Source organism: Filimonas lacunae, from assembly GCF_002355595.1.
Lineage (GTDB): Bacteria > Bacteroidota > Bacteroidia > Chitinophagales > Chitinophagaceae > Filimonas > Filimonas lacunae.
In genome coordinates this window covers 5,646,543-5,659,271 of the sequence record NZ_AP017422.1, presented here as the reverse complement: position 1 = coordinate 5,659,271, position 12,729 = coordinate 5,646,543, and the positions used below count along the sequence as shown (strand labels likewise).

Sequence of the window (12,729 nt, the reverse complement as noted above, 5' to 3'; positions counted from 1 at the left end):
AGTGCTTAATCCGAATACAATTGATAAATTTCCCTGATATTTCTTCCCAGGCCATCATAATCTAAACCATAACCCACTACAAATTTGTTGGGGATAGAGAAGCATAAATAGTCGATAGGAACGTGAAACTGGGTGGCTTCGGGCTTGTGCAGTAACACCGCCACTTTTAAAGAAGCAGGCTGCTGGTTGGTGATCTGTGGTAAAAACTGGCTCAGTGTTTTGCCGGTGTCAATAATATCTTCCAGAATAATCACATCCCGGTTGGTAATATCCGTGTCCAGGCCAATGGCGGTGATCACATGTCCTGTGCTTTTAGTGCCCTTATAAGAAGCCAGTTTGATAAAGCATATTTCGGCGTCTATGGTCAGGTACTTAAACAAGTCAGATGCAAACATGAAGGAGCCATTTAACACTGCAATAAACAGCGGGCGTTTACCAGCATAATCGGCATTTAACTGTGCAGCCAGCTGCTGCAATTTTTCATGTATCTCTTTCTCGGTAAGGTAGGGCGTAAAAGTTTTATCATGTACACGTATCAAGGCCATAAAGGTAATTTTTATGCGGTATGCCCTGTCTTAGCCGGCTGTGCTGCCTTGCTGGCAGCAGGAGCTGTGACAGGAGCATTTGCGCGAAGATATATTTTATCTCCGGCCTGTAAAGCTTTATTGCGGTTTATGCGGTTATAAAGCAATAAACTTTCCAGTCGCACGCCTTCTTTCTGGGCTATCAACTCGATGGTTTCGCCTGGTTCGGCTACATGAACATCTTTAGTGCCTTTGCGGGGCTTTTTTTCGAGGAATATTAAGCTGGCGTTTTCCAGAATGTCAACGTTGTCCAGTTCGTTAAACTCCAGCAGCTTTTTGTAGGTGATATTGTGGTTGTTGGCCAGTGCAAACAACGATACCCCTGCATCGGCATACATTACACTTGTTTCATTAATACGGAAAGTGCCGGTAGGGTAGCTGGGGGCAGCTACTATGGTTTGGGCAATTTTTACGGTTTGAGCGGGCGGGGCTGTTGCAGATTTGTCTTCCTCCAAAGTATTATCGGCTGTTTTGTCAGCAGCTACAGAACCATTTTTAGGCTGTGGCTTATGTGCCGCAAAAAAATCGGTGCCGTTACTCACCTCGCCAGGCTTGTTCATAGCCAGCAGTGTGTATTGCTGTAAGTTATTGTCTACAATTATCTTAATCAGCATCTGGGCATAGGTAGGATTGGTAGCATAACCCGCTTTGCGCAGGCCTTTGGCCCAACCTTCGTAGTTGGTAGCATCCAGCTGAAACAGGAAGGCGTAGTTAGGGCGGTTACGCAGGAAGTCGGAGTGATCTTTATACGAATCTTCTGCTGAAGTATAGCTTCTGAAACATTCCCCTTTGGCATCATCATCATGATACACTTTGGCGCCTGTCCATTCTGTTTTACATTTAATACCGAAGTGGTTATTCGAGGCTTTCACCAGATCGCTCTGACCTGATTCGGTTTCCAGAATACCCTGCGCCAGTGTAATAGAGGCAGGAACCCCGGTGCGAATCATTTCTTTCATGGCAAGATCTTTATAAGAAGCCACATAGTTGGCAGCAGCAGTGGGTTGCTGAGCCTTTCCAAATTGAAACATGCCTACCGCGCATGCAACACAAATCAATTTCTTCATCCGGTAATTTTTTATTTCTTTTTTATAAGCATCAGCCCATCTCTTACCGTTAGCAGTACTTGTTCTGTACGGTGGTCGTTACACACATGCTTATTAAATTGGTCAATGGCTTTGGCGCTTTTCCCCTTAACAGGTTCTTCCAGCACCTGGCCGTGAAATAATACGTTATCGGCAATAATAATGCCTCCGTGCTGTAAACGTGGTAATATCATTTCGTAGTATGCAATATAATTGACTTTATCGGCATCTATGAATACCATATCCCACTCCAGCGGCAACGTTGGAATGATATCCAACGCATTACCAATGTGCAAAGTTATTATATTATTCATTTTTGCCTTATGGAAATTTTCCAGGGCCAGCTGGCCGTCGGCTTCGCGCAGTTCTATGGTGTGTAATTGCCCGCCAGCTTGCAGGCCTTTGGCTAGGCAAATAGCGCTGTAACCGGTAAAAGTGCCTATTTCCAGTATGTTCCGGGGCTTTTGCATCATGCTGAAAAACTCCAGCACCTTACCCTGCACATGTCCGCTCAGCATATGGGGCTGTGCATGGTGCTGGTAGGTTTGCTGGTTAATTTGCTCCAGCACGGTTTCTTCGGCACTGGTGCAGGCAGTGGCATACGCTTCTACAGCCGGGGGAATTAATAACTGGTTCATGCTGTTGTGTTGCTGCCAGTGGCACGTTTGGAAATGAATAATAACCCTAAAAACGTAAGTAAACCATTGATAATGAGTAGTTCTATACCAATCTGGTAACCATTGAACCAGCTTTTGGAATGCTGTGCCAGAAAGTAAGACAATACCGGCGCTACCAGGCTAATGCCCGTAATGGCCAGCGTATCGGGTAATGTTCTTTTGGTAAAGATGCCAAAAGCAAACAGGCCCAGTAAGGGGCCATAGGTATACCCGGCCAAATCCAGTATTACATCTACAATGCTGTTATTGTGGAGGAAGTAAAACACCATTACACACAAGAGGAAAACCACGGCAAAGGTGAGGTGCACAGAAAGCCGGATTCGTTTTTTCTTTTGCTCCGTCAACTCAGGGCGGCGTTGCAGCCCTAGCAAATCGATACAGAAAGAAGAGGTCAATGCGGTTAACGCGCCATCTGCACTGGGGAAGAGCGCAGAGATAAGGGCGATAATGAATATTACGCCAATAGCAGTTGGCATATAATGCAGGGCAATGGAGGGAAACATTTTATCGCCAATTACATTAGCTGGTGTGCCGGAAGCATCCGGTATCAGAAACTGGGTAACGGTACGCCCGTCTTTTACAATAGCGTTATAGTCGCCACCTATACTCTGGCCATATAAATACAGCAAGCCGCCTAACAGCAGGAATAAAAACAGCACACCCACCAACACAATAGCCATAGTGATCACATTCTTTTGTGAGTCGCCCAGTTTTTTTACGCTGATATTTTTCTGCATCATCTCTTGGTCAAGCCCGGTCATTGCTATGGTAATGAAGGCGCCGCCAATAATCTGTTTCAGAAAAAAGCCTTTGCTGTTTACATCAAAGTTGAACACGTTTAAATAGCCTTTACCCTTTAGTTGGGTAAGTGCTTCACCTGCTTCCAGGTGCAGGTGGTTTAATATATACACCACACACACCACCAGGCCGGTGATCATTAACGAGGTTTGCAGGGTATCGGTATATACAATAGTTTTTACACCACCTTCAAACGTATATAATAATATCATCAGCAATATCACGGCTGCGGTAACCACAAAGGGCACGCCCATGCTGTCGAGTATAAAAAACTGCAGAATGTTTATCACCAGGTATAAGCGGGCTGTGGCGCCTACGGTGCGGCTGATGATAAAGAACAACGCGCCGGTTTTATAGGCGGTATTACCAAACCGGTGTTCAAGATAATTGTAAATGGAAGTAAGGTTCATGCGGTAATACAAAGGCAACAGCACAAAGGCAATAGTACAATAGCCAATGAGGTAGCCGATAGTCACCTGCATATAGGCAAATCCTTTAAACGATCCGTTTACCATATCACCAACACCACCGGGTACACTTACAAAGGTTACCCCGCTTAGCGAGGTGCCTATCATACCAAAAGCTACCAGCATCCAGTTACTGTTGCGGTTGCCTATAAAGAACGATTCATTGGTGGAGTTGCGGCCTGTATACCACGCTACTATCAGCAGGATAACAAAATAGGCTATAACAAAGGATAATAAAAGTACTGATGACATATGCAGTATACTATAGTAAGCAACAAATATATTGTCTTTAGCCAGGATAGAGGGCATTTTCTCTATCGTGTGCCCGTATTGGTCGTATTATGGCAGAATATAGGTATCTACCGATTTATATGAATAAAATATAGATATGTTTGAGATAAATACTAATTTAGGTCGTAGTTATTCACTTGTAATTTATGAACGAAAACCACAACCCACCCACTGGAAACCGCCGCAAACGCATTCCCATACAACGGGAATATGTGGAACCTGTGTTTTCCGACAATAGAAAAATGCTGCTGCACGATCTGGAAGTAAAATGTGATGCGCTGGAAGAACGTAACCGTAAACTCACCGAACGTATAGAAGAGTATCATGTGCAAATGCAGCAGGCTAACAGCAAAACCGCACAACTGCAAAAGAAAATTAAAGGCGTGTTACTGCACGTAAAACAAACGGCCGATCAGCAAACTATTCCGGGTACACAACCTAAAGGAACACCACTGGAACAGGAAAATGAGCTGCTTCGCTGGAAATTAAACGTAATTAACAAGTATCTGCATGGTATTTTCCCGGAGATAAGCGAAGTGTTGTAATTTGCCTGTGCAAATGTTTCAATGTATGGATATCAAAGCTGTAACTGTTTTTTGTGGTTCCCGCACCGGTCACTCTCCTTTATACGAACAACACGCTAAAGAACTGGGTACTTTGTTAGGGCAGCGGAAAATTACGCTGGTATATGGTGGTGGTAACAAGGGGCTGATGAGCGCCATTGCCAATGCTGCCATGCATGCCGGAGGTAAAGTAGTAGGGGTGATTCCTAAAGTGCTGGTGGAATGGGAAAATCAACACGAAGGCATTACAGAGCTGCATGTTGTGGAAGATATGCACGAGCGCAAAAAAATGATGTACAACCTGGGTGATGTTGCTGTTGTGTTACCCGGCGGTAACGGCACCATGGATGAAATGTTTGAAATGCTTACCTGGAATACGTTGAGCATCCACAATAAAAAAATAATCCTGCTGAATACAGCAGGATATTACAATCATATTATCGGTCACATGAATCATATGCAATTGCAGGGTTTTTTGTATGAAGACTGGCGCGAACGCCTTAAAGTATACAATACCCCTTTTGAAATTGCTAACGATTTGGATGGAGGTAAAAGTTAAAACCAGCCCTTATGATAGGGTAGTAACTTCCATCCGCATTGCGGTAAGGTGAATTCTGATCTTTATTTACATCAAACAGTATGGCCAGGTAAAATGCACTCTGGCCTACTACGCGCTGGCTGTAACCTACACCGGCCAGCAGGCTTGCTGCTGAGGTATTATACTTCTCCTTGGCTCCTGTACCAGTTGCTTTCCAGGTGGTGTTCATCCAGTTGTTTTCTGGTTGTACCTGTACAAAAAAGCCGTTAAAAGGATATAGTCTGGCAAATAAACCAGCTCCATATTGAAAAGAACTTATCTTAGAAACTTCTGCTCCACTATAGAGATCGTAAGATTTTTGACTTACATATCCAATGTTAAATGCTAAGCCCGCATCTATCCAATCTGAAAAGCTATACCCGATTTCGGGGTTCGCTCCAAAGTTGCTGTAACCTGTACCAAAGCCAACATTAAGGTTACCACCTATAAACAGGCGATTGGCATCAAACCCACTCTTTTCAGTTGTAGAAGAGCGGCCACTTTCGTAGCTGGGAGGAATGCCCTGAGACATTACTCCTTTGGAAAGGAAAAGTGCAAAAGCAATAGCTATTATCTTTTTCATAAATCAAAGATCTTTCCGGCGTTTAAAATGTTGTTTGGATCAAATGCTTTTTTTATGTCGCGCATCAGCTTTAAGTTGGCTTCGCGGAAAACAATATCCATATAGCCTTTTTGAATCAGGCCTATGCCATGCTCGCCACTGATAGTGCCACCCAGGCTGTGTACCAGTTTAAACAGTTCGCCCAGTATATGCTGCATTTCAGGATTACCGTGGCTGTTGGGAATACCCTCTTTGTGAATGCGCACGTGCAGGTTGCCATCACCGGCATGCCCGTAGCAAACTACATCAAAATTGTGTTGCACACCCAGTTGCTTCACGCCTTTAATCAAAGCAGGCAGTTCGGCACGGGGCACTACAGTATCTTCTTCAATGGTATAACCACTGCTTTTTACCGCTTCTGCCACACGACGGCGTAGCTTCCATAATTCCGCTTTCTGCTGGGCGTCATCGGCAAAGAATACCTCCCCTGCGTCAAACTGTTGCAGTAATTCGGCAATGGCTTCCATTTCGCTCATCAGCACATCCATGTTATTACCATCTACCTCAATAATCAGGTGGGCGGCAATATCATCGTTTACCGGAACGGCATGGCTGTCTACCATCTTGCTTACTATTTTCAGCGCGTTGATTTCGGCCAGCTCCATAGCGCTGGGGGTAAAGCCGGCGCGGAAAATAGCACTCACCGCTTCACTGGCTTTTTCCAAAGAAGCAAAAGGGGCCAGCATCAGCAAATCGTATTTAGGCAATGGAATCAGCTTTAATACAATTTTGGTAACAATGCCCAGTGTGCCTTCGCTACCTACTACCAGTTGCGTAAGGTTATAGCCGGTGGAGTTTTTTAATACGTTGGCGCCTGTCCAGATAATTTCACCGGTAGGCAATACCATTTCCAGGTTTAACACGTAATCTTTTACCACTCCGTATTTCACCGCTTTAGGGCCACCGCTGTTTTCAGCAATGTTGCCACCGATAAAGCAACTGCCACGGCTGCTGGGATCGGGAGGGTAAAACAAACCTCTCTCTTTTACAGAGTCTTGCAGTACCTCGGTAATAACGCCGGGTTCGGTGGTTACCTGCAGGTTTCTTTCATCTATTTGTAAAATGGTATTGAAGCGTTCCATAGCAATTAACACACCGCCTAAATGGGGCAGTGCGCCACCGCTTAAACCAGTGCCGCCACCACGTGGGGTTACCGGCAGGGCATCCTGGTTACAGATTTTTAAAATGGAGCTGATCTCTTCTGCGGTGCGGGGCTTTAACACCACCTCGGGCAGAAACAATAAATGTTCAGTTTCATCGTGTCCATAATGGCGAAGCGTTTCCTCATCCACTAATACATACTCTTTCCCTACAATTTGTTGAAAGGCAGCTACGTGTTCGGTCGTTATTTTCCCTTTTGCTACAACGGGTTGCATCCTCAGTTAATTTTTGTAAATGTAAAAGCTAATTACCACACAGTATAACATGAACATTAGTTAGCCGAAATGAGATAGTATACGCAGGTGGTAACAAAATTCCTGACATAAGGAATGCTTTTGATTACCGGTAACTGCTTAATACCTTCCCATCCAAACTTCCATTTGTATATAGGGTTTAAGAGGTAAAATGTTTTATGCGTAATAGCATATCCCTGCTGCTTCACAATTCTTTCGAACCGCTCAATAGAGATGCCGGTTTCTTTAATTTCCAGTAAAGACTCTTCTGCAGCCGGTGAAAAACGGTTCAGTAAAAAACGGTAAATAGGAGTAGGCAGCAAATGATACCAGGGCAGCTTGCTTAACACCTTGTTAATGCACATTTGCTGGTGACCGCCAAAGGGCATTTGCCAGGGTGGAAAGCCAAAGAATATTTTACCGCCGGGACTTAAAAATGTTTTCATCCAGCCAATCAGCCTGGGCTGATCGTGTATATGTTCTATTACGTCTTTTAATACAATGATATCAAAACTGCCACCAAGATCTTGCTCTACATCTGCTTTATAAATGTCTTTGGTAACAAACCGTATACTGCCTTTTTCCAGGTCTTCTTTTAACCATTGCATGCCATTAAGCACTCTTTCTTCATACAGCTCAACACCTACACCGGTGCAGCCACGATTAATAAAGGCTTTTAGCACACCACCTTCGCCACAACCAATTTCCAGCACACGGGTACCAGGCTTAATGGGGAATGATTCTTCAATGAAAGGGATTACATATTGTTCGGCATTTGCTACCTGGATGTCAAAATACCTTTTCCTGTCGCCATGAAACTCAAACATGAACCAGCTTTTGTTTTCCGCAAAGTACGGAAAGATACGGAAGTGCGTGCCTAAAACTTAACCGTAGGGCATTTGAGCGCCTTTACCGGATCGAACAAACCTGTTTTCGTCAGCGACAGTTCGTAAGCCCCTTTGGTTTGGTTGTAACTGCTTAATCCTGAGGTGGTGGCATCGTAGTTTACGGTCAATTTAAACTCACTCCACTGATAACCCACCATAGGTATAATGGCATCTTTATTACGGTAATACAGGCCGCCTATCAGCTGTGTATTGCCGTCGCCGCTGAGATTGTAATTGGCATTAATGCCCAGTACGGTTTCGGTGGCATCGGCCATGCGGCTATAGTAGATATTAGGATTCACAATCCATTGATCGTTCAGTTTCAGCGAAGCATTTACAAACACGTTATAACGCCTTTCCAGTTCCTGACCGGCAGTTTGATTAGAGAAAAAGCTTTCTTTGGGTTTGTTCAGGTGCATGACGCTAACACCGGCATTGAAGTAGGCGCTATGGCTGGCAAAGAATGCATAGTTCACACCCAGGTTCAGATCGAGATAACCTACCGAGCTGTAGGCAAATGGTTCGCCATTGGGAATAGTGATATCAAAAAACTTATTGTTCCACTGATCGTCAAAAGTAAGCTTGGTAAAGTCTACCCTTTTATTCGTATAGCCTCCACTAAAGCCGGCACTTAACAAACTGGCCAACCCCAGCATCTGGTGCCAGGCAACCGAACCTTGAACACTGGTAGAGGTTAAGCCACCTGCACCGGCTACATCACGCAGCAAAGCGCCACCAAGGCCCAGCCAGCCGTTTTCAAAACGATTGTTGAACAGCTGAACATCGCCCCAGGCACTCATGGTTTTGTAGGGGTTGTTAGTAATGTTAGCCCATTGATTGCGGTAGTTGATGCCTACGCGGTAATCTACATCGGGTGCAAAACCTGTATTGGCCGGGTTAACTAATAACGGGGCATTGAAATATTGTGAAAAGTGCAGGTCCTGGGCGTGCGGGTGCAGGCTGATGAATAAACATACTACCCATATCGCAAATCCCACCTGTGTGTTTCTTTTACTAACTCTCATACGGTCCTCCTTTTATATAAACCGGCACCGGCAAGCGTAAGGCTATTATCTTAATAAGGTAATATCACCACGTTTCTGATACCTTTTTCCATCACTGAATTCTACGTCAAGTACATAAGCATATACGTCCATTGGTTGCAACACTCCATTGTAATATCCGTTCCATCCATTGCCTTTGTAGCTGGTGGATTGATACACTACTTTGCCCCAACGATTAAATATGCGGAAGTTCATTTTACTGATACCATACCCTCTTACCATCACCTGGTCATTAATGCCATCCCCATTAGGCGTAAAGGCGCTGGGCACATCTACCAGTGGGTTAATAATGGCTTTTACACCAATACAGGTATCATCTACGCAACCATAATCATTGGTTGCTTTTAAACATACAGTATAGTCGCCCGATGCCGCATAGGTATAAGATACCGTGGTATCGCGCCGTATAGTAAACAGTTTTTCACCATCACCAAAATCCCACAGGTACGAAGTAGCACCCACCGAAGTATTGGTAAATACAAACGGAGTGTTTTCTTTAGCCTGTACCGGCGAATAAGAGAAGCTGGCGGTAGGGTTAGGACTCACGGTTATAGTAAAGCTGGTACTGTCTATAATGTTACAGGTAGAGGAATCTATAGCTATCATTTTGATAGTATAGGTGCCTGCTGTGCTATATAAATGCGATGGGTTTACATCGGTAGAAGTGGTGCCGTCTCCAAAATCCCAGGTAAAGGTTTGCCCCCCCATACTGGTGTTGCTGAACTCTGCTGTATAGGGTACGCAACCGCTGGCCGGTGTGGTAAAGCCGGCTTTTACATTAATAGCAATACGTATTTGCTGTGTAATGGAATCGGGATAATTACAATAATTGGTATCGACTAAACTTAACGTTACATCGTAAGTGCCGGCACTGGCATAAGGGTGTGTAAAAGTTTGTGTGCCTTTATCTGTAAACACAGTCCCATCGCCCATGCGCCAGACAAACGAATTGTTGTTAAAAGGCTGTGCTGCTGTTGAAGTGTTGGTAAACTCGTAGTTCAACTGATCGCAAGGCAGCAGCTTTTTATAGGTAAAGCCCAGTGTGGCAGGGTTGTTACCTGCTTTAATGCTGGTATAGGAAGTATCGGCTACGTTACAGGCGCTGGAATCAATAGAAATGAGCATTACTGTGTAAGTACCTACAATGGTATAGGTATGCTGGGTGGTGGGTTGGGTAGTGGTTTCACGTGGCGAACCATCACCATAATCCCATATGTATTGTTTACCCATAGCAATGGTATCGGTAAAGGTTACCTGCAAGGGAATACAACCAGTACGGCGTACGGTGCCATTAATACTGGAGCGCAGGCCACTGCCTACACCTGCCAGGTTAAAAGCTATTTTGATAGCAGCCAGGTTACAGCCCCGGCCGGATAATGCTCCGTTGGTGCGGGAATAAGCACCGGCAGTGGTGGGAAAAGATACCCCGCCGCCGCAATTGGCGCAAATGCTTTGATATATTACCCCTTGTTTATCAAACCGGCTGGTACCGCCATCTACGTGGTCACCTAATCCACCTATTTGCCCGAACATGGTTCCATACAGTTGTGCAGCGGCATCTTTCTTCAATACAAAAAAGTAGAAATCGGCGCCATCCCTTCCACTGCTGTTAGGAAACAGAGCGTCAGAAGTAGTGGTAAGCCCCAGGGTTCCACTATTTTCATAACCATCAGCTATATCTATACCGCCGCCCCAGCCCGATACATACACATTCTCACAACGGTCTACCAGGAAGGCAGTAGGAGAGATGGCAGGTAAGGCACGGTTAGGGCCAAACACGGTAGAGTATACATAATCGCTTAAATCCTCTTTCAGTTTGGATATAAACTGTTTACCACCTGCTTCGGAAAAAGCAGCGTTTACCACTTTCCAGCTACCGGTAGTGGTGCCCATGATATAGGGGTAATTGAATTTATCGAACTGAATACCAAATATGATATCGTTGCTTTGTACGTCTGTGTTGAAATAAGACGATTTAATAAGCGTAGTACCGGTGTTATTGATAATGCTTACAAAGCCATCTGCTGCACCGCCACCGTAAGTGCTGGATATAACAGCACCATTGCCAGTGCCGGGAAAGTTTTGGCTGGCTGTAGCACCTGCCACGTAAATGTTGCCATTAGTGGGATGAAGTGCCAGTACAAAACCAGCGTCATCGTCAGTGCCGCCTAAGTAGGAGCTGAATAAAACGTTATTCAGATCAGTGCTGGTCTTGATAATCACGCCATCCTGTTTGCCGCCCAAAGATGTTTGAAACGCACCGGTAGTAGTGCGGAAATCAGAAGAGCTGGTTTGAGAAGTGAAATAGATATTGTTAGCTGCATCTACAATTACTTCGCTACGGGCATCATCTCCATAGTTTCTGCGAAGCGATTGCGATCTGCCACCGGAATATTTAGGTAAGATGTTTACCCCATCACTGCCAGAGCCGCCAAAAAGTCGGCCTGCCATCAAAGTGGTACCGGTGTTGTTGAGCTTACAAATGAAAATATCAAAATCACCGCCACCGGGTCCGTAAGTGGTGGTGGTGGTAGGAAAATTGGTAGAGTTGGTTCTGCCTGCTATTATTAGGTTGCCGGCATTATCCACTATCATACTATGTGGCTGCTCGTTTCCATTACCGCCAATTAAAGTAGCATATAAACGGTTGCGGCCGGTGCTGTTGAATTTGGTAATGGCTATATCGCAGGGTGCTGTGTTATCAGATGTGTTACCACCGCCAAAAGACGTTTGCATAGCGCCTGTACTTACCGGATAGCCGTTGCCAAAAACAATACCGCCGGCATAAAGGTTGCCGGCGCCGTCGTAAGTTGCTGTAAAGCCCCAGTTATCGGACGAGCTTCCGCTGAAAGTAGAAAAGATAAGGGTGGGATCAATTACCAGCATGCTACTGGCAGAATGTTCTCCTAACGAAAAACGTACAATATTTCCTTTTACGGTATAGGATGCGGCTACTTCGTTACGGCCTGTTGTGGCTATTTCATAGCTGTAAGGCTTTTGCTCATTCACATCACCTACTGACGTGCGGATGCGTAAGTTGCCTTTTTGTATATCCAGCTTATCCACCCCGGTAAATTGGAGGGCAATATCGTCTGCATTACCTCCAGGGTTTACAATAATGTCGTATTTAAGGTTGCCATTATCAGTATAGTAGCGTACATCAATATTGGGGTATACGTTTTTGTATAAAACGGCCTGATACACTTTACAATCACTTGCCCATTTGCTGGAATCTTTTCCTATAAAGAAGTTATAGCCGCCCTCTACCTGTTTGTCAGGAATAATTTGCGGGTTAGCAGAAGCTCCTACAAAGCTTACTTCATAAGCATGTGAATGTAACAACACGCTGGCAGGAGTGGGGGAGACAGAGCTGCTGGCAGTACGGGCAGCTGCATTGGAAGGATTACCACTACCTGTGCCCACCAGAACACCGCCACCGTGGCCGGTAGTGCCGTCCGGTGTAGGATTATTCCCTGTTTGAGCGTGGCTGTGCCCGCCAAAAAAGGTGTTTACTTTTTGCCAGTCGTCAGGATTATTCAAAAGTATCTTATAGCCATTTCCCTGAAGGAAAAAAGCACCATTGGCAAGGCTGCCTTTGAATTTTACTTTGCTATCCCACTGCCCTTTGTTCTCCACAAATTCATAATCCTGCGCAGTGGCTGCCTGTTGCAGCACCATAAGCAGTACCAGCAGTTGCAGTGCATGTGTAAAGGTTTTCAA

At 45.0% G+C, this 12,729-nt stretch carries 11 protein-coding genes; 2 read left to right on the top strand and 9 right to left on the bottom strand.

Annotation, left to right across the window (positions count from 1 at the left end; genetic code table 11):
• Positions 1 to 5 precede the first annotated feature (5 nt).
• The 4 genes from hpt to FLA_RS22325 are packed head-to-tail and all read right to left on the bottom strand — an operon-like array spanning position 6 to position 3,863.
• A complete protein-coding gene (gene hpt / locus FLA_RS22340; RefSeq protein ID WP_076374512.1) occupies positions 6 to 545 on the bottom strand; it encodes a hypoxanthine phosphoribosyltransferase in 540 nt (179 codons plus the stop codon).
• 11 nt (positions 546 to 556) lie between these two features.
• The gene (locus tag FLA_RS22335) at positions 557 to 1,651 is read right to left on the bottom strand and encodes a glucosaminidase domain-containing protein (RefSeq protein ID WP_076374510.1); all 1,095 of its coding nucleotides are present in this window, start codon (positions 1,649 to 1,651) and stop codon (positions 557 to 559) included.
• Positions 1,652 to 1,662: 11 nt separating this feature from the next.
• Positions 1,663 to 2,307, bottom strand: a complete 645-nt coding sequence (locus FLA_RS22330) for an O-methyltransferase (RefSeq protein ID WP_076374508.1) — start codon at positions 2,305 to 2,307, stop codon at positions 1,663 to 1,665.
• Positions 2,304 to 3,863 (bottom strand): sodium:solute symporter, encoded by a 1,560-nt coding sequence (locus FLA_RS22325; RefSeq protein ID WP_076377222.1) that lies wholly within the window; start codon positions 3,861 to 3,863, stop codon positions 2,304 to 2,306. The genes FLA_RS22330 and FLA_RS22325 overlap by 4 nt, the downstream gene beginning before the upstream one ends.
• A gap of 185 nt (positions 3,864 to 4,048) precedes the next feature.
• On the opposite strand from FLA_RS22325, the gene FLA_RS22320 reads away from it, so the two are divergent.
• Together FLA_RS22320 and FLA_RS22315 are read left to right on the top strand one after the other, a co-directional pair.
• Complete coding sequence (locus FLA_RS22320; protein WP_076374506.1) at positions 4,049 to 4,447, top strand: hypothetical protein; 399 nt, start codon at positions 4,049 to 4,051, stop codon at positions 4,445 to 4,447.
• A gap of 25 nt (positions 4,448 to 4,472) precedes the next feature.
• Positions 4,473 to 5,024 (top strand): LOG family protein, encoded by a 552-nt coding sequence (locus FLA_RS22315; protein ID WP_076374504.1) that lies wholly within the window; start codon positions 4,473 to 4,475, stop codon positions 5,022 to 5,024.
• Here FLA_RS22315 and FLA_RS22310 read toward each other — a convergent pair.
• The 5 genes from FLA_RS22310 to FLA_RS22290 are packed head-to-tail and all read right to left on the bottom strand — an operon-like array spanning position 4,996 to position 12,729.
• Positions 4,996 to 5,625, bottom strand: a complete 630-nt coding sequence (locus tag FLA_RS22310; protein ID WP_076374502.1) for a hypothetical protein — start codon at positions 5,623 to 5,625, stop codon at positions 4,996 to 4,998. The genes FLA_RS22315 and FLA_RS22310 overlap by 29 nt on opposite strands.
• Positions 5,622 to 7,040 (bottom strand): FAD-binding oxidoreductase, encoded by a 1,419-nt coding sequence (locus FLA_RS22305; protein WP_076374500.1) that lies wholly within the window; start codon positions 7,038 to 7,040, stop codon positions 5,622 to 5,624. Before FLA_RS22305 ends, FLA_RS22310 begins: the two co-directional genes overlap by 4 nt.
• Before the next feature lie 56 nt (positions 7,041 to 7,096).
• The gene (locus FLA_RS22300) at positions 7,097 to 7,885 is read right to left on the bottom strand and encodes a class I SAM-dependent methyltransferase (RefSeq protein WP_076374498.1); all 789 of its coding nucleotides are present in this window, start codon (positions 7,883 to 7,885) and stop codon (positions 7,097 to 7,099) included.
• A 50-nt stretch (positions 7,886 to 7,935) separates the two neighbouring features.
• Positions 7,936 to 8,970, bottom strand: a complete 1,035-nt coding sequence (locus tag FLA_RS22295) for a PorP/SprF family type IX secretion system membrane protein (RefSeq protein WP_084205958.1) — start codon at positions 8,968 to 8,970, stop codon at positions 7,936 to 7,938.
• Positions 8,971 to 9,015: 45 nt separating this feature from the next.
• A complete protein-coding gene (locus FLA_RS22290) occupies positions 9,016 to 12,729 on the bottom strand; it encodes a gliding motility-associated C-terminal domain-containing protein (protein WP_231940313.1) in 3,714 nt (1,237 codons plus the stop codon).

Excerpts from the sequence above, each read along its gene's own strand:
- FLA_RS22325 (WP_076377222.1), bottom strand. The coding sequence starts at position 3,863 with ATGTCATCAGTACTTTTATTATCCTTTGTTATAGCCTATTTTGTTATC.
- hpt (WP_076374512.1), bottom strand. The coding sequence starts at position 545 with ATGGCCTTGATACGTGTACATGATAAAACTTTTACGCCCTACCTTACC.
- FLA_RS22305 (WP_076374500.1), bottom strand. The coding sequence starts at position 7,040 with ATGCAACCCGTTGTAGCAAAAGGGAAAATAACGACCGAACACGTAGCT.
- FLA_RS22335 (WP_076374510.1), bottom strand. The coding sequence starts at position 1,651 with ATGAAGAAATTGATTTGTGTTGCATGCGCGGTAGGCATGTTTCAATTT.
- FLA_RS22320 (WP_076374506.1), top strand. The coding sequence starts at position 4,049 with ATGAACGAAAACCACAACCCACCCACTGGAAACCGCCGCAAACGCATT.
- FLA_RS22330 (WP_076374508.1), bottom strand. The coding sequence starts at position 2,307 with ATGAACCAGTTATTAATTCCCCCGGCTGTAGAAGCGTATGCCACTGCC.
- FLA_RS22300 (WP_076374498.1), bottom strand. The coding sequence starts at position 7,885 with ATGTTTGAGTTTCATGGCGACAGGAAAAGGTATTTTGACATCCAGGTA.
- FLA_RS22315 (WP_076374504.1), top strand. The coding sequence starts at position 4,473 with ATGGATATCAAAGCTGTAACTGTTTTTTGTGGTTCCCGCACCGGTCAC.
- FLA_RS22295 (WP_084205958.1), bottom strand. The coding sequence starts at position 8,970 with ATGAGAGTTAGTAAAAGAAACACACAGGTGGGATTTGCGATATGGGTA.
- FLA_RS22310 (WP_076374502.1), bottom strand. The coding sequence starts at position 5,625 with ATGAAAAAGATAATAGCTATTGCTTTTGCACTTTTCCTTTCCAAAGGA.